This window comes from Vibrio chanodichtyis, from assembly GCF_028863985.1.
GTDB lineage: Bacteria > Pseudomonadota > Gammaproteobacteria > Enterobacterales > Vibrionaceae > Vibrio > Vibrio chanodichtyis.
The window spans coordinates 200502-224720 of the sequence record NZ_JARBFT010000002.1 but is presented as its reverse complement, the minus strand read 5'-3'; the positions used below and the strand labels follow the sequence as shown (position 1 = coordinate 224720).

Here is a 24219-nt window from a genome sequence, read left to right as displayed (position 1 = left end):
ATTAAACCACTCTGTTTTTACTCATAAGTACAAAGGATAACCGTATGAATAAGTTGGTGGTTCTGGGTAGCGTCAACGCAGACCATGTGCTGCAAGTGCCTTCCTTCCCTCGCCCTGGCGAAACCTTGCATGGGCGTAATTATCAAGTCATACCCGGAGGTAAAGGAGCAAACCAAGCGGTCGCAGCAGCGCGCATGCAAGCCGATGTCAGTTTTATTGCCTGTGTCGGTGATGACTCTTTTGGCATCAATATTCGTGAAAGTTTTAAATTGGACGGGATCGATGTCTCAGGTATCAAACTACAGCCTAATTGCCCAACCGGGATTGCGATGATTCAAGTCTCTGATAGCGGAGAAAACAGCATCTGTATATCTGCAGAAGCTAACGCCAAACTTACTAGCGAAACGATTACATCGGATCTTGCGGCAATTCGCAACGCACGTTATCTATTGATGCAATTAGAAACACCACTTGACGGGATTTTAAAAGCAGCACAAGAAGCCAAAGCCGCAAAAAGTAACGTCGTCCTCAACCCTGCTCCTGCTCGCCAATTGCCTGATGAACTATTGAAATGTATAGATCTGATCACTCCCAACGAAACTGAAACCGAAATGTTAACCGGAATTACCGTTGTTGATGATGCCAGCGCCCAGCAAGCAGCTGACATTTTACACTGTAAAGGCATTGAAATCGTCATCATCACGCTCGGTGCAAAAGGCGTATGGCTAAGTCAAAATGGTCGCGGGCAACGCATTCCCGGCTTTATCGTCAAAGCCACCGATACCACCGCGGCTGGCGATACTTTTAACGGTGCATTGGTAGCTGGCTTATTAGAAGAAATGCCTCTAGAATCAGCGATTACGTTTGCCCACGCTGCCGCAGCAATCTCAGTAACGCGTTGGGGAGCACAAACCTCCATTCCAAAGCGTGCAGAAGTGGACGCCTTTTTAGCACAACACGCATAGGAAAAAACGATGGCTACCATGAAGGATATCGCTCGACTGGCTGGCGTCTCCACTTCCACCGTTAGCCATGTGATTAATCAAAGCCGTTTTGTGAGTGATGAGATTGCTGAGCGAGTCAATAACGCGGCTCAGCAACTCAATTATGCACCGTCAGCGCTGGCGCGCAGCCTAAAAATGAACCGCACCAAAACCATCGGCATGCTAATGACCACCTCGAGTAACCCGTTTTTTGGTGAGGTGGTGAAAGGTGTCGAGCGTAGCTGCTACCAGCAAGGCTATAACTTGATCCTGTGTAATACCGAAGGCGATCACCAACGCATGCAAGCCAGCATCAATACCTTGCTGCAAAAACGGGTCGATGGCCTGTTACTGATGTGTTCCAGCCTAGAAGGTGAACGGTTGGAGATGTTTGAGCGTTATCCCGATATTCCCGTGGTGGTAATGGACTGGGGCCCGATGCTGTTTGCCAGCGATAAAATTCAAGACAATTCGCTACAAGGCGGCTACATGGCAACCAAGTATCTGATTGAATGCGGACACCGCACCATTGGTTGTGTCACCGGACCTTTAATGCGTCATCAAGCACAAATGCGCTATGAAGGTTATAAACGAGCATTGACTGATGCCGGAATAACCATTAACCCGGATTGGATTGTCGAAGCCGATTTCGAATGCACTGGTGGTTACCAAGCATTTGAAAAGCTTTGCCAACGCGGAACGCTGCCGAGCGCACTGTTTGTGTGTAACGACATGATGGCGATGGGGGTCATCCAAGCCGCTCATCATCGAGGAGTGCAGATCCCCGATGATCTGTCGTTAATTGGCTATGATGACATTCATATTGCGAAGTTTATGTCTCCCGCGTTAACCACCATCCATCAACCCAAATATCGCCTCGGTCAAGCCGCGATCGATACCCTGTTACATCGACTACAAAATCCATACGCCGCCCCCCAAGTAGTGCAGTTAGAGCCAACCTTGGTTGAACGCAGCAGCGTGAAAAAAGAATTGCCCTCGACAGGTGCTTAACGGTGATTGAGCACAGGTCAAACATCACCCACCAACGCAGAAAAACACCACCTGACAAGTCGCTATAGAGCAGGTAAGATGCGCGTTTGCTTTGCCGATTCAATGCTGGTTATGTCTGCTTTACCGAACTGTTTTACTGATTTTGTTGCCCCCGTCAGCGAGATTGCGCTGCCTGAGCGTTTTACCTACCCATTTTGCTATCAGCCACACCGATTGTGTGAAATTGCCGCGCAACAGTTACAAGAGCATCTGACCCAGCAAACCGAGTGGTACCATCCGTTTGGATTAACCGAAAGCGATCCGCTCGCCCACGGCAAAATGTTTGGTGTCTTGGTTGTGCAACATCACTCGGGAGCCTTAGGCTATTTAGCGGCATTTTCCGGTCAACTCGCAGAGCAAAATGAGCTACCCGGTTTTGTACCGCCAGTGTTTGACCGTTTTGCCGATCAACAGTTTTTTCGACTCGACGGTGATGAAATTGCCGCAATCAATCAGCAAGTTCGTCAACAACAAGCTGACCCAGAGCTAGCCCGGTTGGCAAACACGCTGGCAGATTATCAAGCCCAAGCGGCACAAGCGCTTGAGCAACAGCGCGCCTTAATGATAGAGCAGCGCCAAGTACGCAAACAACAACGAGACGCAGCCGAGCAACGCCCGGTGGCAGAGCAAGCCGCGCTGTTTGCCGCGCTTGCGCAAGCCAGTGTGCAGCAAAAACGTCAATTACAGCTGCTCAAGCAAGATTGGCAGCAGCAAATTGCCGCACTAGAAAGTCAATTGGCGAGTAAACAAAACCATATTGAACAGCTCAAGCAGCAGCGTAAACAGCGTTCAGCGGCTTTGCAAAACAAACTCTTTTCCGCCTATCGTTTTAGCAATATCGATGGCACACAAAAAAACTTGCTCGAGCTGTTTGCCGCTAGCAAAAATCCGCAGCCACCCGCTGGTTCTGGTGAGTGTGCCGCGCCCAAACTGCTGCATTACGCATTTCAGCATCAGCTCAAACCTATCGCATTAGCAGAGTTTTGGTGGGGACGCTCTCCCAAATCGGAAATTCGTCAACATCGCAAGTTTTATCCGGCGTGCCAAAGCAAGTGCCAACCTATTTTAGCCCACATGCTACAAGGAATGGCGTTAGACGATAATCCACTATTGCATAATCCGGCGGCCAATCAGCAGATTAGCATTGTGTATCAAGATGAGGCGATCGTCGTGGTGAATAAACCGGCTGAATTTCTCTCGGTGCCCGGAGTGCACATTCAAGATTCGGTCCTGACCCGCTTACAAGCACAATTTCCCGATACCGAGGGGGTGTTTGCCCTGCATCGCTTAGATATGTCGACCTCGGGTCTGTTGGTGTTTGCTTTCACTCGGCGTGCCAATAAACATCTACAAAAACAGTTTATTACGCGTGCGGTGACGAAACGCTATGTGGCGTTACTTGATGGCAAGTTAGAACAAACTCAAGGTGAGATTAGATTACCGCTGTGCGGCGATCTCGATGATAGACCAAGGCAAAAAGTGTGTACACAACAAGGTAAGCCGGCACTCACCCATTGGCACACAGTACGGATTGAACAAGGCAAAACGCGCGTCTACCTTTACCCTCATACAGGGCGCACTCACCAACTGCGGGTCCATTGCGCTCATCCGCTTGGTCTTAACTGCCCGATCGTCGGCGATGATCTGTATGGCAGCCAAGATCAGCGCTTATATTTACATGCCGAGCAACTAAGTTTTACTCATCCTTATACTCAGCAGCCAATGACCTTTGAGGTTGCAGCCGATTTTTAGACCAATAGGGGCTCAGACCTTGAGCCCCTATTGCCCCGATAACGCTCGCTTAAGCCACTTCCGTGGTGACCGGTTTTAACAGCACACTGATCTCCGGCTCTTTTTGTACCGCCGGGATCTGACCTTCTTCTATCGCACTCAAATAACAGCCACTGAGTTTGATGGCTAAATACATATCGGCCCGCAGCACAATTCCGCCTTCGGAAGTGCTAATCCCGGTTAATTCACACCAGTGACGCAGGCTACGCTTACGGCCAGCCAAAATCAGGCGGATACCGCGTTTTTTGAGTATGCCATGCAAGTCGGACAACATCGCCATCACACTCAGATCCAAATGGGTAAAACTCGCCACCGCATCAATAATCACACAGCTAAGCTGCGTCTCTTCACGCTCGGTTTGATCGAGGATGCGCCGCTTAAAATAAGGCGCATTAAAGTAAGTCAGGGGTGAGTTAAAACGGAAAATCACCATCCCAGGGATCGGCTTCGCTTTCTCCGTGCCATCCAAAGTGCGCAGTGTCCCCTCTTCATCTAGCCCCATCATTTGATCGCTAGGACGCATAATCAGTTTAAGGAATTGGAATAACCCCAGTAAAACCGCCAATGTAATACCTGGGATCACACCAATCACTAGCACGGCAATAAAGGTGATCAACGCGAGATAAAAGGCATCTTTATCGCGTTTTCTCAGATTCCAAATTCCTTGCAAATCAAGCAGCGATAATGAAGCGATCACTAACACCACCCCTAACGCAGCGACGGGAATAAACTGCAAGGGTTGATAAGCGAATACCGCGACTAGGGCAATGATTAAGGCGGCAATCACCGACACCAATTGCGATTTACCACCATTAGCATCATTGACCGCGGTGCGTGAATCGGCTCCACTAATCGCAAAACCTTGTGAAAATGCCGCCGCCAAATTGGCCACCCCAAGCGCACGAAACTCTTTATCCGCATCAATATCATAGCCATTTTTAGCGGCAAAGCTGCGCGCAGTCAGCATCATACTAACAAAACTGACCATGGCTAAGTTCAACGCGGGCATCACTAATTCACGGCTGATCCCCAGATCAAACACTGGCGCTTGAAACTCAGGCAGCCCACCTTGGAGCACGCCAACCACTTGCACGCCAACATCTTCAAGGTCGAAGCCCCAGACCAACAAAGCCGAAACCAAAATCGCAAACATGGCGGCTGGCCACCTTGGCTGCCAACGTTTAATCACCAAGTACATCACTAGCGTGAGCACACTCAAACTCAAGGTTTGCCAATGCAGGGCGTAAAGCAGCTCTGGTGCTTCAACAATTCGCTCCAATAGATAACGGTTTTCGAATTTCAGGCCCAATATTTTGGCAAATTGGCCGACAATGATCGTCAGTGCCACACCGTTGAGTAGTCCAAGTAGGATCGGCCGCGATAAAAAATCAGCGAACACCCCTAATTTGAGCCGACTGGCCAAAAGACACCACAAACCAGTCATCGCGGTCATGGTCATCACTAACTGCCAATGTTTCGTGGCATCCCCCGCAGCCAGTGGAGTAACAACCGCGGCAATAACCGCACACGTTGCCGCATCAGGCCCGACAATCAATTGCCGAGAAGTGCCCATCAAGGCGTAAACTAACATCGGCAGCACACAAGAATAGAGCCCGACAATCGCTGGCACGCCAGTCAATTGCGCATAAGCAATCGCCACCGGTAACGCCACCGCCACCACCGAAAATGCGGCACGTACATCATCCACTAACCAGCTTCGCTCATAACCTTGATATTGGTAGAGCCCCGGTAACCATTGTCTTACCCATGCTAATTTCATTTCATCCACCAGCCGACATTCAATTGTTATTCTTCTGCTACACAGTTTAGCGGAAATAAACCCAACTCTCTCGCTAATCTGCTGATTTTTAATACAAGATGTTTAGAGTTCTCACCCATCGATAAAATGTGTAACAATAGCGGCTCACTTTTTTTGAGGTAGGTGTAAGCAATGGAATTTCAAGCTGCCATTTTTGATATGGATGGCCTGCTGCTCGATACTGAACGAGTTTGTATGCGCGTGTTTCAAGAGGCCTGTGCCGCTTGTGAGTTACCTTTTTATCAAGAGGTCTACTTATCCATCATCGGCTGTAACGCCAAAACCATTAATGGCATTTTAAGCCAAGCCTATGGTGATGATTTGCCACGCTTACATAATCAATGGCGTCAACAATACAATGCGGTGGTAATGCATCAAGCCATCCCACATAAAGAGGGCGTGATTACCCTGCTGGAGTGGCTAAAAGCTCGCTCAATCCGGCTTGCCGTCGCAACCTCAACGCAAAAAGAGTTAGCCTTGATCAAATTACAACTGGCAGGTTTAGATCACTATTTCGAGAATATTACGACCGGCTGTGAAGTGAGCCACGGTAAGCCTGATCCGGAGATTTATCTGCTCGCGGCACAGCGTTTAGGAGTGGAACCAAGCCAATGCCTAGCCTTTGAAGACTCCAATAACGGCATCAAAGCCGCGATGGCCGCCAAAATGCACGCCTTCCAGATCCCAGATTTAGTCAAACCAAGCCCAGAAGTGATCGCATTAGGCCACCCGATCTGCGCTCGATTAGATCACGTGATTGAACTGCTTTAGAAAAGTACCACTATCCTACAGCATAAGAACAATGCTCACCAAAAATCGGAACTTATTCAGTAAGTTCCGATTTTTACTACGCTTAAAAGCTAAATTAATTTCAGGGGTGATTATCAAAGCGTGTGATTAAAAAGCGCGTTCTCTCAATGAGAGCCTTACACTTTCCGTGTGCAAGGCTATGGTATTTTAACTGGTCGCAATCTCCGGCTTTACTTTATGCTGCTTATTCTTCACCCAAGCAATGACCACAATCAGAACTGCGATAGGAATGAGTGGGTCAATAAGCGTACCACCTTTTCCAAACACAAGGTTGAGTGCCATGATAATTGACGCTCCCACTGCCCAAGCGATAGTTGAAGAGACAGACCAAATCTTCAATTGGTCCATTAGCTCAGTAATCCCTAGTGTACGGTTGATAATATGGAAATATGAGTCGTTGAGATGCGAAAAACCGACCGGACCAACCGCACACGCTAAGGCAACGAATACAGGATCTAAGCCAAGCGTCTCCACGAGTGGCAGTGTCATTGTTGCTGCCACCATCATTGAAGCAGTTGCTGAACCTTGAATAATTCTAAGCATTGATGCAATCGCGAGTGGTACCAGTAATGGCGGTATACCACTACTTGCAATCGCTTCTGCTACTTGTGGTCCAGCTCCAGAGGCTCTTAGCACTGCCCCCATTGCTCCACCGCAACCGGTTACCACAAGAATTAATCCTGTAGTAGACAATGCATCATCCATTGAACCTACCATATCTTTCCGTTCAATATGGCGAGTCAAGCCATAAAGCGCCATTAACACGCCAATACCGACTGCAACAACGGGGTTACCAATAAGGGCAAGTATGGTATGAAACTCAGAATCACCTTTACCTACCAACGTATTAAAAAGAATTAGCGTGATAGGTACTAAAATTGGGCCAAAAGATAGGAAGTTACTTGGTAACTGTTTATCATCTGTTGCCTTAACCGCCTCTAAGTTTGCCCATTGTGCTTGGCTAGTAATCCATGTGTCACCTTGTGGAACTCGGTAGTATTCGTTGCCAATTCGACGGATATAAATCATCGACAACAGCATCATAGGAACTGACACCACTAACCCCCACAGCATATACTTGCCAAGATCGACACCAAGAATTCCTGCAACAGCAACAGGACCTGGTGTTGGTGGTACAAGTGCGTGAGTGATAAGTAAGCCTAGAGCTAAAGTGACACCAAGCCCAACCGCTGATTTTCCTGTATCTCTTGAAATAGCTCGCACAAGCGAGTGTAAAATGATGTAGGCGGAGTCACAAAATACTGGAATTGCAACCACGACACCAGTGAAACCAAGAGCCAAATCTTCTCGTCCTTTGCCACAAATTTTGACAAAAGTTTTCGCCATTCGTACTGCAGCACCTGAGCGTTCAAAACACGCCCCCATTATTACACCAAACGCGATGATGAGCCCTATCCCGCCCAATACACCACCAAAGCCAGCTTGAATCGCATTAATCAGTTCATTTGGAGCCATTCCTGCGAATAGACCCATAATTATGCTTGCAATAACCATTGCAAGTGCTACTGGAATACGTGTTTTTATGATCATCACCATCATGGCAATAATACCAATGATAATACCTATCAATGCTCCGTCCATTTGGGTTACCTTTTGTCTTTTGCTTTGTAGGGTAAGTGCCTATAAAAGTGATAAATGAACACTCATTGCACTTTTGATTTAACATTAAGTTAAGTCGCACAAATAATAGGAATAATCAGCAGTGCTGACTTATAAGTACGAATTGATCCAGCCAAGACCATCTAGCGTGGTTTTTCTTGGCTTATACTCACAGCCAATCCAATCTAGATAACCAGAGTCATCCAACACTTTAAACAGATGTGGATAATTCAACTCTCCTTCTGATGGTTCATGCCGTTCTGGGACTGAAGCGATTTGGACATGTCCTACATAAGGAGCAACCTCTCTAATCAATGAACTGAGATCGCCATCCATAATTTGTGCGTGGTAAAGATCTAATTGAAGCTTCACATTTGACCGATCAATTTGTTTAATCAACGCGACCGCTTCGCGCTGGTGTGCAATAAAATAATTTGGCACATCACGATTATTGAGCGGCTCAATCATCAATTCGATCCCCTGCTGTGCGAACTTATCTGCCGCATAACGTATGTTTGCGATAAAAGTGGCGATGTGTTGCTCCCGAGTAAAACGATCATCAAGTATCCCTGCCATTGCGTGCACTTTTTTACAATTGAGGGCGTTTGCATAAACAATAGCGACTTCAACGCTGGCTCTGAATTCTGCTTCACGGCCCGGGAGCGCGGCAAACCCTCGTTCGCCGGCATCCCAGTTACCCGGTGGCATATTGAACAGTGCTTGCTCAAGATCAAATTGCTTGATTTTACTTGCAAGTTCTGACGCCTGATAGGCATAAGGGAAAAGGAACTCAACCGCTTTAAAACCCGCTTGATACGCCTTTTGAAAACGATCTAAAAACGGAACTTCAGTAAATAACATGGTCAGATTTGCTGCGAACTTTGCCATTATTTAGATCTCCCTTTTAAGTCTTGAATATCGTGGTCCGCTAAATAACGGATGTGACTATCTTTCAGAATGAATGCCAGTTTTGCTGTTTCTTCAAGCTCTTCTGCATTGTCTACCGCATCGACAAAATCAGTGCCAGTAACCACCGAACCGTGATTAGCCAATAAAAAAGCACGGAAATCACCCGCCCGCTGGGCTAATTCCTGCGCAATTTTAGGATCTCCTGGACGGAAATAAGGAATAACCGGTAACTCACCAATACGCATAACAAAGTAGGGAGTAAAAGGTTTGATTGCATTAGCAGTATCTATCCCTTCAAGACAAGAGAGTGCGGTTAAATAAGTCGAATGCAAATGAACTATCGCATTACACTTAGAATTGTTGCGATAAATTGCTAAGTGAAAGGCTACCTCTTTGGAGGGTTTGTGACCGGATATATGATTACCATCCTCGTCCACGACCGAAAGATCTTCTGCAACTAAACGACCAAGTGAGGTACCCGTCGGCGTTGCGAGAACCAGCCCATTGGGCAGTTTTAGTGATAAATTTCCAGCACCTCCGGTCGCATAGCCCCGTTCAAACATTGAGCGGGCTAGGCTAACCATCTGTTCTCGTAGCTGCTGTTCTGTCAGTAAATCATGGCTCATAATTACCCCATTTATGCAAAGAATGACTGTGCTTTGACAAAGAAATTTTCATCGCCAAAATTGCCAGATTTAAGTGCTAACGATAATTCCCCTTGTAAAGATTTGACCCATGGTACGCCAGGCGCTATTTGTGGACCGATATGGAAGCCTTTGACATTTAAACTTTGGGTAACAACACCCGACGTTTCCCCCCCTGCCACAATAAAATTCTTCACTCCATATTGCTGCAGTCGGCTTGCCAACTGACTGAATAAATATTCAACCGCCTGGCTTGATTGATGTGCGCCAAATTGTTGTTGAATCTCTTTTAGTGCTGGCGCATCTGTTGTGGCGTATATTAGTGGCGCAAATTCACCGTCAAGATTGCTGATAACCCAATCAAACAGCTGATTTATGTATCCGTCATCGGTCATACACGCTTGAACATCTATCGCGATATGAGGAGCCTTGGATTTGTAAACCTCCACTTGATGATTAGTCATCACTGAGCAGGAACCTGAAAAAACCACGGTTGGAGCTTTGGTGGGCTTACCCACTTGCTTGGCCTGAGTTTGATCTTCTAAATGCTCTAGCCAGTTCTTAGCTATGCCAGCGGCTAAACCTGAACCACCAGTCACTAATTTTAACGACTGCACCGCTTGTCCAAGTATCGCTAAATGATTAGAGTTAAATGCATCAACCACCGCATAGCGTTTACCTTGCTGCTTTAATTCGGCAAATCGCTTGATAACCGCCGATGATCCTTGCTCTATAACTTGAAAATTCACCAATCCCGTAGACCCTTGCGACTGTGAATCCATCATGCGTATTAAGCTAGAATCTGTCATTGGTGTTACCGGATGGTGGCGCATTCCCGAATCACTGAGTAAATCCTGAAATACAAATAAATGGCCGTTGTACACCGTACGTCCGTTGATCGGCAACGCTGGACACACCACGGTGAAGTCTTGATCTAATTCAGCCAGTAAAGCATCGGTTACCGGCCCTATATTGCCTTGAGCTGTACTGTCGAAAGTCGAACAATATTTAAAATAGAACTGCTGACACCCATTGGCTTGGAGCCATTTCAAAGCAGTAACTGAGTCAGAAATTGCCTGCTCTACAGGGCAGGAACGAGATTTAAGACTAATAACCACCGCATCAACGCTTACATCCATCTTTTGTTGTGGAATGCCGTTAAGTTGGACGGTACGCATGCCATTTTCGACTAAAAAACTAGCAATGTCGGTTGCACCAGTAAAATCATCTGCAATAACACCGAGTAACATAATTCGTTCTCCGCTTTACGTGAGCTTATTGATTATTGCTTTCCACACCAGGTAGCTTAATACCATCAAAAATTTTGATAACTGCACTATCATCTTCTTGACCAAATCCTGCATTACTTGCGCTGACAAACATGTTTAAAGCCGCACTGGATAGCGATAACGGAAATTTCAGATCTTTTGCAGTTTCCGATACTAGGTTTAAGTCTTTTACAAAAATATCGACCATCGATTTAGGAGAATAATCACCATCAACGACATGCTTCATGCGGTTTTCAAACATCCAAGAATTACCCGCAGCATGGGTGACGATGTCATACATCAGATCAAGCGGAATATTTGCTCGCGCCGCGAGAGCCATAGCTTCCGCACCCGCAGCAATATGAACACCAGCAAGTAGTTGATGAATAATTTTTACCGTGGCCCCAAGACCAATCGTTTCACCTATGTTGTAAACCTTAGTGGCTGTAGCACTTAGCACTGGCTCTAGTACCTCAAATGTACTCTGGGCTCCAGATGCCATAATGGTCATTTCACCAGCCTCTGCTTTTACCGCACCACCAGACACCGGAGCATCCAGCATCACGAGATTATGTTTAGCCAAATTGGCTTGTATCTGTTTTGCATCTTGTGCTGAAATGGTTGCCGACACCATTACTGGGGTATTGGGTTTTAATGCTGCTGCAAGTCCATGTTTAAAAAGCACACTATTTACTTGCTCCGCATTAACCACCAGGATCAGCAGTGCATCAAGTTTATCTGCCAATTCAAGCGCGTTAGTTGAAACCGCTTTCGCACCATACTCTGCGAGTATCTTGAGCGCTTGAGGATTCAGGTCAAAACCATACACATCCAGACCTGCACGTATACATGACTTGGCGGCGCCCATTCCCATTGAGCCCAAACCAATCACACCGACTGATTGAATTTTTTTCATCACCATTAACCTTCCTAATCAGAGATTGAATTCAAATGCGTCACATATTGTTCACTATTGTGATTATATGTGAAAAACAAACCATAACTCAGACGGCAATCACATAAATTAACAATGGATAACACCTTATACTTGGTTTTTATCTATAACAGCCAAAAACACGCTTTAAATAGCCATGATGCTCATTTGCATTTGATGAATTGAACATAAATTCACATATGTTCACATACATTAGAAAGTTTGTTAGGATATGAAAAACAGGTAGATAGAGAGAAGTGAAATCATGATCCCAGCCGAGCGGCAAAGAACTATTTTGTCCCTATTATCTCATCGGGAGGTATTGAGTATTTCAGATTTAACGGAGCACCTGAAGGTTTCACATATGACAATCCGTCGGGATATTGCCAAACTAGAATCTTCAGGCAAGGTCATTTCGGTATCAGGAGGAGCTCAATTAGCCCAAGCCTTACACGTCGAGTTATCACACAATGATAAAATAGAGCAGCAAGCGCATGAGAAAATCCATATTGGAAAAATTGCGATAGGTCTTATTGAGCAAAATGCGACTATTTACTTAGATGCCGGAACTACTGCTTTAGAGATTGCTCATCAAATAGCCGATCGAGCAGATCTTTTAGTGATCACTAACGACTTTTCTATCTCTAATTTTCTGATGAATAATGGTCAATGTGATCTATATCATACTGGAGGAAGGGTTGATCGAGAAAATCAATCAGCGATTGGCGGTAAAGTTGCAGAGTTCCTAAAAGGAATGAATATTGATGTGGCGTTTATCTCGTCATCCTCTTGGAGCATGAAAGGGCTATCAACCCCGAATGAAAATAAAGTACAAGTAAAGCAAGCTATTGCTCAAGCTGCTCAACTGAGCTATCTCATTTCAGATGCTACCAAATATGGCCGCATCGCAAGCTTTCACGCCTTAGATATTGAACAACTCAATGGGATTATCACCGACAAAAACCTTCCAAGCAACGTCGTACAGGATCTGCTTGATAAAGGACTAAATGTCTATACTGATATCTTGTAACCATATGCTGAAGCCGACAATCTACACGCTCCTGACTAGATAAGCATGACAATTAGCGTGTGAGTGCATACACCGCAGCAATATTACGCGCCGTCAGCTCCACATTGAATGCCGCATCGCGTAAAGCTTGCACCAAACTGACTGACCCCGGCACCACACTGAACACCGCATCGATACCATGCTGGTGAACAACATCACAATCGTTGGCCAAACAACCGGCAATCCCGATCACCGGCTTGTTGAACTCTTTAGCCGCGCGCGCCACACCAATCGGGGTTTTGCCGTGAATGGTCTGGCTATCAATTCGCCCTTCACCAGTGATCACCAAATCAGCATCGCGCACCACATCACGCAGGTTCACCGCATCCATCACAATATCAATGCCCGGTCGCAAGGACGCCTGTAACAGCCCGATTAGCGCTGCGCCCAGACCACCCGCCGCTCCGGCGCCAGCGCGATTTTTCACATCGCAACCCAGTTGCGCCTGCATCAAATCGGCATAGTGCGCTAAGTTAGCGTCGAGCTGCGCCACCATCTCTGGCGTGGCCCCTTTTTGTGGACCAAACACGTGCGACGCCCCTCTCGGGCCGCACAGTGGGTTATCTACGTCACACGCTACTTCAATATCGGTGTGCGCTAAACGGGGGTCCAGACCCGACATATCAATCGTCGCTAAACGTGCCAGTGCCCCGCCACCGTATCCGATCTCTTGGCTTTGCTTATCCAGCAGGCGAATACCGAGCGCTTGCGCCATACCAATCCCACCATCATTGGTGGCACTACCACCGATCCCGATGATGATGCGTCGCACCCCACGCTCTAAGGCAGCCAAAATCAGCTCACCGGTACCGTAGGTGGTGGTTTGCAGTGGATTGCGCTGCTCCGGCGTCACCAGATGCAAACCGGATGCTGCCGCCATTTCAATCACTGCCGTTTGCTGATCCCCCAGCAAACCGTAAAACGCATCAACTTGCTCGCCCAACGGCCCCGTGACCTGACAGCGAATAATTTCACCGCCGGTCGCATCAACCAGCGATTGCACAGTGCCTTCACCACCATCGGCCATCGGTAATTTAACGTAATCGGCGTCTGGCAACACTTTACGAAACCCAGATTCAATGGCCATCGCTACTTCCATTGCCGTCAGGCTTTCTTTGTAAGAGTCAGGAGCAATTACAATTTTCATCATAAGCCTCGCAAATAAAAAAATCGAATACGAGAAAAATCAAGATGACACACCACAATCATCAGGTTGTAGATACCATCTCTTGCTACTATTGGCAAACAGTAACGGTAATCCTTTATCAGACCGGATCACACGAAATCCGCTTTCCAATTTGGAATTGCTCAGGCTGCCGCCACAAAAATTTTCATCGCCACCGCCGCCACTTTTTCACCATTACCAAAATTTAGAGCAAAAAAAGAGCCGTTAAAAACGGCTCTTAATCATTCGATTTTTCCGATCAATATAAGGCTTACTCACGCCCGTAGACGTTGTTCTCTTGCTCTTGAACACGGATGAAAGTGGTACGTTTAGTTAACTCACGAAGTTCCGCTGCGCCTACGTAGGTACAGGTTGAGCGTACGCCACCGAGGATATCTTGGATGGTACCGTGTACGCTGCCACGGTAGGGCAATAGTACGGTTTTTCCTTCGGCTGCACGGTAGCCCGCCACACCGCCGGAATGTTTGTCCATCGCGCTCTTGGATGACATGCCGTAAAATTTCATGAAAGTTTCGCCCTCTTGCACCACCAGCTCGCCGCCCGCTTCTTCATGGCCGGCTAACATTCCACCGAGCATCACAAAATCGGCACCACCACCAAACGCTTTGGCCACATCCCCCGGGCAAGTACAACCGCCATCACCAATAATGCGGCCACCTAAACCATGGGCGGCATCGGCACATTCAATAATCGCTGATAACTGTGGATAGCCTACGCCGGTTTTTACCCGCGTGGTACACACCGAACCTGGACCGATCCCGACTTTCACAATATCGGCACCAGCCAGAATTAGCTCTTCAACCATATCGCCGGTCACCACATTGCCTGCCGAGATCACTTTATCGGGAAAAGCGGCACGAACTTTTTGTACGTATTCGACCAAATGTTCAGAATAACCATTGGCAATGTCGATGCAGATGAAAATCAACTCATCAGACAACGCCATCACATCTTGCGTCTTTTGGAAATCCGCCGCAGAAGTGCCAGTAGACACCATTACATTATTGAGCGTGGTTTTATCCGCATTTTCTACAAACTCAGCCCAATCCGCCACAGTATAGTGCTTGTGTACCGCAGTCATCACACCGTGTTCCGCCAATGCGCTGGCCATGGCAAAACTGCCTACCGAATCCATGTTAGCTGCAATGACTGGTACGCCAGACCATTGACGGCCACTATGTTTGAAAGTAATATCGCGGGTTAAATTAACTTGAGAGCGGCTTTTCAGCGTGGAACGTTTCGGGCGAAACAGGACATCTTTAAAACCTAACTTAAGTTCTTGTTCGATACGCATTATGTAATTCCTTGATTAATTGACCATTTGTGTCGTTTAGCACAGTGCGTAGTACCCTCGTTGGCAGACGTGAGTACCTTTCGGACACAAAAAAACCGGAGCGTTGGCAGACGCTCCGGTTTTCAGCATTATAGGCCGCGTTTTTTTTCTCTCAAGACTGATATTTGACTTTTTTTTGTGTTACCCTGCCGAAGTTTTCATACTCAACATAACCTCGACACATCCACTCTCAAAAAATAAATTTAAAAACAGATAGTTACACCAGATCCATGGCTATGTTCATCTCACTTTACTGGGTTTGGGAATCGATTGCTTAAGCCTAAATTGTGTTAATTTAGACACAGATCACATCTTAAAGTCCCCTGCGTACGCACGATGACTCGCATTGATATCGAAAATCGATCAAAATCACACTACATATCAATGGTTAGTGATAAACCGCGATTCGGCGCATTTATTGCTTACTTTTAAACCAATTATAATGCCAGAATTCAATTGGCATTCACCCACCGCCCATCAAGTGACCAGTGGGTAACAATGTGGTTTGACATCTCCTTACAAGGAAAGAAATAGGTGACCTATGGTACGCGGACGGTATTGGCTTATATTCTGTTGTTGGTTGGCGCTGCCTGCCTATGCGGGCTCCAGCCCTTATTTATTCTCGTTAAAAACCGGGCTCAGCCGAATTGATAGCCCAGTCAGTACCGATGAGGTTTGGCTGACTCAGTTTGGTTACCAATACCAATTTTCACCATTTATCGGATTCGATGTCGGCTACTCAGGCATGATTGGTGATGGAGCTGAAATGCTCAATGCGCAGCGGCAAAATATTGACGTTAAAGTCGAAGGTTTTTACTTCGGTGCATTTATGGAGCAACCACTGAATAATATGACGATGGTGTATGCCAGAGGTGGCTTGGCACGCATGAAAATTAAAGAACGCCATCCGTTTGATTCGCCGTATGATAATCAGCAGTATTCTGGAACCAATCCCTATCTCGGCGTGGGCACTAAAGTACAATCGAGTCTCGACAAAAGTTTGGCGTTTACCATGGAGCTGAGCTACCAATTTTTAGAACAAGATTATTCGAGCCTCTCGTTTACGCTCGGTGGACAATATCGCTTTTAAGCCAGCGATTAACTTGATTTCTAACCAATACCTACCCAGCATTTTTTGATAGTCTAGAGCAACCTTTGCCCTCTCTCCTCTAAGTTTATGAAGTTAGCGATTCGGAAAAAGCTGTTAGCAAAAGTAGAAACCACCACGGAAACCCCAATGCTCATTCTCTCTGTGCTGTATGTTGTGGTGGCTCTGCTGCCCGATATTGCAGATCTCGCCAGCGATGATTTAGAGTTTCTGGATGGTTTGCTGTGGATTATATGGGGAATTTTCGCCACCGAACTGCTGGTGAAGATTTTTATTAGCCCTAAGCCATGGCAGTACATGCTACAAAATTGGCCAGATGTGTTGATCGTCGCGATGCCATTTTTGCGGCCACTGCGCTTTCTGCGCATCTTATTAGTGCTGCCCAAAGCTTGGAAACAAACCAAATCGGTGTTGCGGCAAAAGACGTTCAGCTTTATTGGCCTCACTAGTCTCTCAACCGTCTTACTCTCTGCGGCGTTTGTGTATTTAGTCGAAAAAGGCACCCCAAGCCCAATCAACAGCTATACCGATGCACTATGGTGGGCAATGACAACCATTACCACGGTAGGTTATGGAGATATGTATCCGGTAACGGGTTTTGGCCGTGGCGTGGCAGTATTTTTAATGCTGACCGGCATTACCTTGTTTGGTTTATTGACCGCCAGTGTTGCGTCATTTTTTTTCGAAGACGATACGGCGCAAAAAGATCACCAATCGCTCAATACCCTGCTTGAAAGCAATCAACACTTAGAAGCACAACTAGCGCAATTGGTCGCAGCGCAGCGCCCAAAACGGCGTTTTCATCTCGCAAATTATCGTCAACAGTTAGCGGAACGTGCCACTCAAAGAACCGCTTCGAAACCTCAAACTAAGCGCCGTCGTGTGTCGCGTTAACAGCCATGTCATTAATAACAACTGTATTAATGACAACTGCGTTAACAACCCACAACAGCGCTTAGCAATACTTACCCGCGGGCAGGGTGGCGTAAAAATACCGCCACCACCGCCGCGGCAGCCAAGAAGAAGCAGTAGTAAGAATAGCTGACCACACTAAGTGGTGAGAGGTGGAAAATAGAGCCCAGCAGTAGCGCCTGTGCGCCGTACGGTAACACCCCCTGCATAATACAAGAGAAAATATCGAGTAGGCTTGCCGAGCGCTTAGCCGTTACGCCATTGTGCTGGGCTAACTCTTTGGCGACGCCACCGCTGACAATAATCGCCACCGTATTATTAGCGGTACACACGTTAGTGAGAGCCACCAAACCAGCAATGCCTAACTCACTGGCACGCATTTTTTGGACATCGCTGTGTGAGCGGGCAAATTTATTGATCATGCGGCTAATTTGGTGGGTTAAGAAGGATAATCCGCCCTGCTGCTTCATCAGCTCGCCCATACCACCGATCAGCATCGACAGCAGAAAAATCTCCTGCATATTGCCAAATCCAGCGTAAACATCTTTGCTAAGTGCCGAAAGTGCGTAGCCATCACTAAAGCTACCCACACCAGCCGCAATTAAAATCCCAACCAATAGCACCAGAAACACATTCAGTCCCATCACCGCCAACACTAGGATGGTGAGATATGGCAGCACTTTTAGCCACTCAATCGCACTGGTTTGTGGAGATTGTGCAGCTTGACTACTCAAGGCAAAGACCACCAAAGCCAACACGGCAGCAGGCAGCGCGATACGGATGTTTTCTTTAAACTTGTCACGCATGTGGCAGCCTTGTGAGCGTGTGGCGGCAATCGTGGTATCAGAAATGATCGAAAGGTTATCACCAAACATCGCACCGCTTAGCACCACACCCGCCGTCAAACCTAAATTCAACTCAGCGGCTTGAGCAATCCCCAAAGCCACCGGAGCAATCGCGGCAATGGTACCCATTGAGGTGCCCATCGCGGTGGCGACAAAAGCGGAGATCACAAATAAGCCAGGCAAAATCAGGCTAGCCGGCAACAATGCAAGGCCAAGATTCACGGTGGCATCCACACCTCCAGTCGCTTTGGCTACCGCAGCAAATGCCCCAGCGAGTAGGTAGATCATACACATCGCCATAATATCGCTATGACCCACACCGCGTAAAAACTGCTCAATCGCTCGATTGAGTGATTCTTTACTTAAAGCAATCGCCAGCACTACAGCAGGTAATACCGCAACCGGTGCAGGCAATTGATAAAATGCGAAATCAACCTGTTGCCAAGTCAGATAGCTTCCCACCCCCATAAAGAGCAGTAAGAAAACCATCAGTGGTAACAGGGCTAATCCATTCGGTTGTTGCGGCTGTGATGAAGAAGTGGAGTGCATATTGATATCAAAATATTATTATAAAATTGGTCGCAAAGCCTAAAGCCAAGCAGCATGGAAGTCAACAGTCTAGACGTCCAAACATCCATTAAGCCAAGCTTATACTTAGAAAATTTGGGGTTTATTTTTGCCGACAATGGGTATATCAATAGCAAAAGTCCCCAATACAAGGAACGACTATGCTCAACGCCGTATTTTTTAGTGCCAAATCTTATGATATCAGCTCATTTAATCAGCTAGTTGATCACTCACAATTGACCCTGCACTTTCATGATTTCCGACTCACCGAAAAAACCGCACAGATGGCGCAAGGCTGTGAAGTGGTGTGTGCTTTTGTTAATGATGAGCTGCATGCCAAGGTATTAGAGCAACTCTATCAAGGCGGGACTCGTCTGATTGCCATGCGCTGCGCAGGCTTTGATAAAGTCGATTTAGTCGCAGCGAAAAAACTGGGCCTGCAAGTGGTTCGCGTTCCTGCTTACTCACCTGAATCGGTCGCAGAGCATGCGGTGGGGATGATGATGTGCTTAAACCGCCGTTTCCATAAAGCTTATCAACGTACGCGCGATGCCAATTTCTCGCTCGATGGTTTGGTCGGCTTTAACTTTTATGGCAAAACCGTTGGTGTGATTGGCTCTGGAAAAATCGGGGTAGCCACCATGCGTATTCTCAAAGGGCTCGGTATGCAGATCCTGTGCTTTGACCCTTATCCAAACCCAGATGCGCTAGCATTGGGTGCACGCTATGTTGAACTAGCCGAACTGTTTGCCCACAGCGATGTGATCACATTGCACTGTCCAATGAGTCAAGAAAACTACCATTTACTCAACCAATCGGCCTTTGAACAGATGAAAGATGGGGTGATGATCATCAATACCAGCCGCGGTGAGCTGCTCGATTCTTCCGCAGCAATTGAAGCGCTGAAATGTGGCCGGATTGGCGCACTTGGTTTAGATGTGTACGACAATGAGAAGGATCTGTTCTTCCAAGATAAATCCAACGATGTGATTGTCGATGACGTATTTCGCCGCCTATCGGCTTGCCACAATGTCCTATTCACGGGTCATCAAGCTTTTTTAACCGAAGATGCGCTGAATAATATTGCCCAGACCACGCTGAATAATATTGCGCTATTTTTCAACCAGCAACATTCCGGTAATGAGCTTATTCAATAAATCGTGCTCAAGCACCGCACAGGCCAGTGTCACTCTGGCCTGTGCAAATAGTATGGCTAGGCTGAGGCTTGCAGTGAAATCAGAGCCTCGCTGGTCACATCTTGAATCGATAAGAACAGCGCATTGATCATCCCATTCGGAGTGCGCATGGGATTCAGCGTCACGTTTTGATACATAAACTGCGCTTGTTGAGTCACCGGACGCACGTTGCGACAGTGAAAAAGATAAGGGCGTTGCTGCCAAGTAATAAAACTGCGGCAACCGAGATCATACACGGGCTTGGTTTTTAACTTAAACCATTCCACAGGGATCTCTGGAAAAATCTCAAACAGAGATTTCCCTATCACATCATGGGCTTGCTTACCGCTATGGTGGGTCATAAACCCATTCCACACTTGCACCTGATAATGGCGATCAATCACCATCAAGCCCATATCGACATTTTGTACCATATCGACCATCCAATGGAACTGCTCAAACTCCGCAGGTAAGGCTAGCATTAGAAGTCCTCCATCAAATACGACAGCTTATTGTCGAGCAGTGGTAACGATTGATCGACAAACATAAACAGTAAATCACAACGGATTGCGGTCCCTTCAATATTGAAGCTCACTTCAAAGGTCATGGTTTTACCAAATGAACCGGCCGTGGAATCAATCACTGAATCAATCGAGAGATGGCGACCTAATAGCACCGGAGCACTTTGGAAAAAGCGCACTTCGGCTTGATGGCCTAAACCATTTAAAAATGACCCGACCAGAATGTTGGAGACATCCATCAACAGCTCTAGCTCTTGCAGATCTTCACTGGCCACAGGTACTTTCATCAGCCTTTTCAGCTCGGCGACACTCGAATCACTGAGCAATACCAAAGCTTCACCAGCAATGCCCTCGCCACTGAAGCCCTGACAAACACCAGAAACTTGGCTGTTATCGGCCAAGTCACGCAGTGCCATATGCAGCTCGCTGACTTCAAAAATATTGACGTTCGGTAATGGCAGCTCAACAAACACATCAAAGTGGCGAGCCAAGGCATCCGCCGCACGACCAATCGCCACGTTAGCCACTTCCATGTAAATATCGCGCCGTTTCAAGATTGGCAGTTCAAGCGCGACAGGGGTAATCATGCGAGGCTGAGTCGGTGGCTCAAACAGCTGCTTAAGCACATCGTTCAGCACCTTTTTATCAATCGGCTTTTGAATAAATGCTTTCGCGCCCAGCGCTAACACTCGCTGTTCCGCTTTAGGTTGGATATCGCCAGACACCACTACCACCGGCGTGGTATCGCCTTTTTTCACCATGGCCTCTAAGGTCTCAAAACCATCGAGCTCAGGCATGGTGAGATCCAAAAACATCAGTTTGAAACTTTGCTGGGCCAAAATCTCCATCGCATCGAGCCCATGCACTGCAAAAGTGATGTCAGCATTGAGTGAGGCGGGAAGCGAACGCGCCATCTGTTTGCGCGCTAGTGGAGAGTCATCACAGATCAAAATAGGAACAGACATGCCACCACCTTATTATTGGTTTTTATTAATATTTTTATCAGAGACTACAGTGTATACCTACCATTACACGGTGGCGAGATCAACCTAGAGCAACGCTAATCAGCTAACTCACATGGCTAGCATGATCCGTTTTTGAGGCATAAAAAAGCAGAACACGCAGGTTCTGCTTTAGTCAACCATATACCGCTACCGTTAATGGGAATGGTGCTGAGTATGTGAAGCAATAATTTTGTCTTTCAGTTTCATCGATAATTCGCGGTAACGAAACCAAAAATAGGTCGCAACAATCGAGAAGAACAGATATGACAACGCAAACACAAATGGGGAGGTCATCAGCTGATTAGAAATACCCCACAGCACTCCGACCACAGTCACCGCTACTTTGGCAAAAAAACCACACAGCAGCAAAAACACCGCCAATTGTGGAAAACGAGTACTGCGAAACGCCAGCCAGTAACAGCTACCGACGGCAAGGGAAGCCACGCCAAAACCGAGCATAAACGAATAGAGATGATCCGCAGAAGCGATTCCACCGGATACAGAAAGCATCAGAATTAAAAATAGTTTCATGGTGCACCTACCTCAAATTATCGTTAACCGCATCCCTTCATTTTTGCAAACTCATTTTTAGTTAATTTTGAACCTTCCTAAATTTATTTCAAGTTCTAAACAAGTAATGTATTGAGTTAATCAATTTTACAAAAACCAACCATCAACCAAATGCCAAATAAAAATCATCAATAAATTCAATAGATAACTAGACAGCAGAGGTCAATATCGCCACTGACGGCAACTTTGAACGACTTAATAACCATAATATTCATCTGCTCATTTTTTCTATTCTGAGAGATAAGACCCATTTTATCTTGCTACCACTAGAAACGGCGTAGCCTACAATCTGCTCAGCACCTAACACACTCATCTTTCAGTATTCAGAACACCAAATCACCGCTCAATGCGATGGGATGCAAAAAATCGATGAATTTTGTTAACAAGTTTCGACTCTGTTCAAGATTCGATTGACAACTTAATGGTTTGCTCTAGACTCAATCGCGGCTAGAAAAAGTTCTTTGTATACACATCGCTTGGTTGGATTATTCGTAACCGTCCGTGTCGTACGCAATAGCACGCTACTTTTCCACGCTATCCGCGCCGTAATCGGCCTACGTTAAAAAATGTTTTTAGGATATTTATTATGTCTACTCCAGTTACTGGTACCGTGAAATGGTTCAACGAAACTAAAGGCTTTGGCTTCATCAAGCAAGAAAACGGTCCTGACGTTTTTGCTCACTTCAGTGCAGTTCAAGGTGACGGTTTCCGCACTCTGGCTGAAGGTCAAAAAGTGGAATTCGTGATCACTCAAGGCCAAAAAGGTCCACAAGCTGAAAGCATCAAAGTTCTGTAATAGACTTGCCAAAGATTTTAATAGCCAGCCTAATTAGGCTGGCTATTTTTATGGCCGTTTTTCGCTAAGCAACTAGCGAAGCATGCGGGCCAAACACTTCGTAATGGATGCGCTCTTGCTCCACGCCTAACGCCAACAGTTGTTTCACCACATGCTGCATAAAGCCGATTGGGCCACACAGATAAAAATCCCCATCTTGGATCGGCAACACCACCTGACTGAGCTGCATCTCACCATGTTGAGCATGCTCTGAGTTTTCATCGCGATACCACACATGCTGATCCCAACCATGCTGTTTAACCACGGTTTGCGTTTCTAAAGCAAAAGTGTGTTGGCTAGCATCATTGCAAGCATACAGATAAGTCACCTCGGTTTTACCTTGCTGCGCTAACGTGTGCAACATTGCCTGAATCGGAGTTGCGCCGACACCGGCAGCGATCAACACTACTGGGCGTTGACGCTCAATATAGAAAAAATCACCGGCTGGCGCGTAGAGCTTAACCGTATCACCCACTTGCACTTGCTGATGCAAATAGTGTGAAACTAGCCCCGGATTGCTACTGCCGACCCCTTCACGCTTAACAGAAATCCGATACTCCTGCCCATTTGATGCTTGCGATAAAGAGTATTGGCGGATCTCACGATAATCACTGCCAGTCGGCGTCACTTCCAGGCCAATATACTGTCCTGGTAAGTAATCCAGCACCGCACCGCCATCCGCTGCCGCCAGTGTAAAACTGGTTACATCCGCAGATTCAGTCTGTTTATCCTGCACAATAAACGCTCGGCCATCTTGCCAACCACCCAGTGCATGTTTACGCGCTAAGTAAAGGGCGGCTTCTCGATCAATAAAGATTTGTGCCAAAAACAGATACGCCGCCGTCCAAGCCTCTTCGACTGCCGGAGTAAACGCTTGCGGTGCCAATTCGCGTAGTGTTTCTAGTAAATGATGGCCAACAATCTGGTAATGCTCAGGCTGAATGTTAAAGCTGGTGTGCTTATGAGCGATGCGCTCAACCGCACTGGTTAAAGCCGCTAAATTATCAATATGTTTCGCATAAGCGGCGATCGCTTCAAATAGAGCCACACTTTGCCGGCCGGTGCTCTGGTGGGTCATATTAAAAATATGCTTCAGTTCTGGATTGTGTTTGAACATACGCTGATAAAAATATTGAGTCAGAGCCGGACCAGCTGACTCCAAAACAGGAATGGTACTTTTAATAATCGTAATGTGTTGTTCGGTGAGCATAACTTTTCCTCAATCAAGGCATAAAAACGGTGGTTAGAGCCACTCTCAATAAGCCT

22 protein-coding genes are annotated in these 24219 nt (G+C 46.7%); 9 read left to right on the top strand and 13 right to left on the bottom strand.

Annotation, left to right across the window (positions count from 1 at the left end; genetic code table 11):
• Nucleotides 1–44 precede the first annotated feature (44 nt).
• The 3 genes from rbsK (at nt 45) to PUN32_RS03050 (ending at nt 3785) form a co-directional block, all read left to right on the top strand.
• Nucleotides 45–965, top strand: a complete 921-nt coding sequence (rbsK, locus tag PUN32_RS03060; RefSeq protein ID WP_274721707.1) for a ribokinase — start codon at nt 45–47, stop codon at nt 963–965.
• Nucleotides 966–974: 9 nt separating this feature from the next.
• Complete coding sequence (locus tag PUN32_RS03055; protein WP_274721706.1) at nt 975–1994, top strand: substrate-binding domain-containing protein; 1020 nt, start codon at nt 975–977, stop codon at nt 1992–1994.
• 111 nt (nt 1995–2105) lie between these two features.
• On the top strand, nt 2106–3785 hold the full coding sequence (locus PUN32_RS03050; RefSeq protein WP_274721821.1) for an RluA family pseudouridine synthase: 1680 nt from the start codon (nt 2106–2108) through the stop codon (nt 3783–3785).
• A 49-nt stretch (nt 3786–3834) separates the two neighbouring features.
• On the opposite strand, the gene PUN32_RS03045 is transcribed toward PUN32_RS03050, so the two are convergent.
• A complete protein-coding gene (locus tag PUN32_RS03045; RefSeq protein WP_406707945.1) occupies nt 3835–5604 on the bottom strand; it encodes a SulP family inorganic anion transporter in 1770 nt (589 codons plus the stop codon).
• 171 nt (nt 5605–5775) lie between these two features.
• On the opposite strand from PUN32_RS03045, the gene PUN32_RS03040 reads away from it, so the two are divergent.
• Entirely contained in the window at nt 5776–6414 is a 639-nt protein-coding gene (locus PUN32_RS03040) for an HAD family hydrolase (RefSeq protein WP_274721704.1), read from the top strand.
• A 186-nt stretch (nt 6415–6600) separates the two neighbouring features.
• On the opposite strand, the gene PUN32_RS03035 is transcribed toward PUN32_RS03040, so the two are convergent.
• From PUN32_RS03035 to ltnD, 5 genes are all read right to left on the bottom strand, one after another.
• Complete coding sequence (locus tag PUN32_RS03035; RefSeq protein WP_274721703.1) at nt 6601–8055, bottom strand: GntP family permease; 1455 nt, start codon at nt 8053–8055, stop codon at nt 6601–6603.
• Between the two features lie 129 nt (nt 8056–8184).
• Nucleotides 8185–8961 (bottom strand): 2-oxo-tetronate isomerase, encoded by a 777-nt coding sequence (gene otnI, locus PUN32_RS03030; protein WP_274721702.1) that lies wholly within the window; start codon nt 8959–8961, stop codon nt 8185–8187.
• On the bottom strand, nt 8961–9608 hold the full coding sequence (otnC, locus tag PUN32_RS03025; RefSeq protein ID WP_274721701.1) for a 3-oxo-tetronate 4-phosphate decarboxylase: 648 nt from the start codon (nt 9606–9608) through the stop codon (nt 8961–8963). The genes otnI and otnC overlap by 1 nt, the downstream gene beginning before the upstream one ends.
• A gap of 11 nt (nt 9609–9619) precedes the next feature.
• Nucleotides 9620–10876 carry a 3-oxo-tetronate kinase gene (otnK, locus tag PUN32_RS03020; protein WP_274721700.1) on the bottom strand — a complete coding sequence of 419 codons (1257 nt, stop codon included), beginning with the start codon at nt 10874–10876 and terminating at the stop codon, nt 9620–9622.
• Between the two features lie 25 nt (nt 10877–10901).
• Nucleotides 10902–11810, bottom strand: a complete 909-nt coding sequence (gene ltnD / locus PUN32_RS03015; protein WP_274721699.1) for an L-threonate dehydrogenase — start codon at nt 11808–11810, stop codon at nt 10902–10904.
• 283 nt (nt 11811–12093) lie between these two features.
• Between ltnD and PUN32_RS03010 the strand changes: the two genes are divergently transcribed.
• Entirely contained in the window at nt 12094–12858 is a 765-nt protein-coding gene (locus PUN32_RS03010) for a DeoR/GlpR family DNA-binding transcription regulator (protein ID WP_274721698.1), read from the top strand.
• A gap of 52 nt (nt 12859–12910) precedes the next feature.
• On the opposite strand, the gene PUN32_RS03005 is transcribed toward PUN32_RS03010, so the two are convergent.
• Nucleotides 12911–14044, bottom strand: a complete 1134-nt coding sequence (locus PUN32_RS03005) for a glycerate kinase (RefSeq protein ID WP_274721820.1) — start codon at nt 14042–14044, stop codon at nt 12911–12913.
• 289 nt (nt 14045–14333) lie between these two features.
• Complete coding sequence (locus tag PUN32_RS03000; RefSeq protein WP_274721697.1) at nt 14334–15377, bottom strand: GMP reductase; 1044 nt, start codon at nt 15375–15377, stop codon at nt 14334–14336.
• Nucleotides 15378–15957: 580 nt separating this feature from the next.
• Here PUN32_RS03000 and PUN32_RS02995 point away from each other — a divergent pair.
• Entirely contained in the window at nt 15958–16506 is a 549-nt protein-coding gene (locus PUN32_RS02995) for an outer membrane protein (RefSeq protein WP_166015258.1), read from the top strand.
• Between the two features lie 87 nt (nt 16507–16593).
• Nucleotides 16594–17418 carry a potassium channel family protein gene (locus tag PUN32_RS02990; RefSeq protein ID WP_274721696.1) on the top strand — a complete coding sequence of 275 codons (825 nt, stop codon included), beginning with the start codon at nt 16594–16596 and terminating at the stop codon, nt 17416–17418.
• 71 nt (nt 17419–17489) lie between these two features.
• On the opposite strand, the gene PUN32_RS02985 is transcribed toward PUN32_RS02990, so the two are convergent.
• A complete protein-coding gene (locus PUN32_RS02985) occupies nt 17490–18770 on the bottom strand; it encodes a Na+/H+ antiporter NhaC family protein (RefSeq protein ID WP_274721819.1) in 1281 nt (426 codons plus the stop codon).
• Between the two features lie 239 nt (nt 18771–19009).
• Between PUN32_RS02985 and PUN32_RS02980 the strand changes: the two genes are divergently transcribed.
• Entirely contained in the window at nt 19010–20005 is a 996-nt protein-coding gene (locus PUN32_RS02980) for a 2-hydroxyacid dehydrogenase (protein WP_166015255.1), read from the top strand.
• A gap of 56 nt (nt 20006–20061) precedes the next feature.
• Here PUN32_RS02980 and PUN32_RS02975 read toward each other — a convergent pair whose 3' ends face one another.
• From PUN32_RS02975 to PUN32_RS02965, 3 genes are all read right to left on the bottom strand, one after another.
• Complete coding sequence (locus tag PUN32_RS02975; RefSeq protein ID WP_166015254.1) at nt 20062–20505, bottom strand: PAS domain-containing protein; 444 nt, start codon at nt 20503–20505, stop codon at nt 20062–20064.
• The gene (locus PUN32_RS02970; protein ID WP_274721695.1) at nt 20505–21509 is read right to left on the bottom strand and encodes a response regulator; all 1005 of its coding nucleotides are present in this window, start codon (nt 21507–21509) and stop codon (nt 20505–20507) included. Before PUN32_RS02970 ends, PUN32_RS02975 begins: the two co-directional genes overlap by 1 nt.
• Nucleotides 21510–21701: 192 nt before the next feature.
• The gene (locus PUN32_RS02965) at nt 21702–22079 is read right to left on the bottom strand and encodes an NADH:ubiquinone oxidoreductase (RefSeq protein ID WP_166015252.1); all 378 of its coding nucleotides are present in this window, start codon (nt 22077–22079) and stop codon (nt 21702–21704) included.
• A 625-nt stretch (nt 22080–22704) separates the two neighbouring features.
• Between PUN32_RS02965 and PUN32_RS02960 the strand changes: the two genes are divergently transcribed.
• Entirely contained in the window at nt 22705–22914 is a 210-nt protein-coding gene (locus PUN32_RS02960) for a cold-shock protein (RefSeq protein ID WP_166015251.1), read from the top strand.
• 64 nt (nt 22915–22978) lie between these two features.
• Here the strand turns inward: PUN32_RS02960 and hmpA are convergent, their stop codons facing one another.
• Nucleotides 22979–24163 carry an NO-inducible flavohemoprotein gene (gene hmpA / locus PUN32_RS02955; protein WP_274721694.1) on the bottom strand — a complete coding sequence of 395 codons (1185 nt, stop codon included), beginning with the start codon at nt 24161–24163 and terminating at the stop codon, nt 22979–22981.
• Nucleotides 24164–24219: the final 56 nt, after the last annotated feature.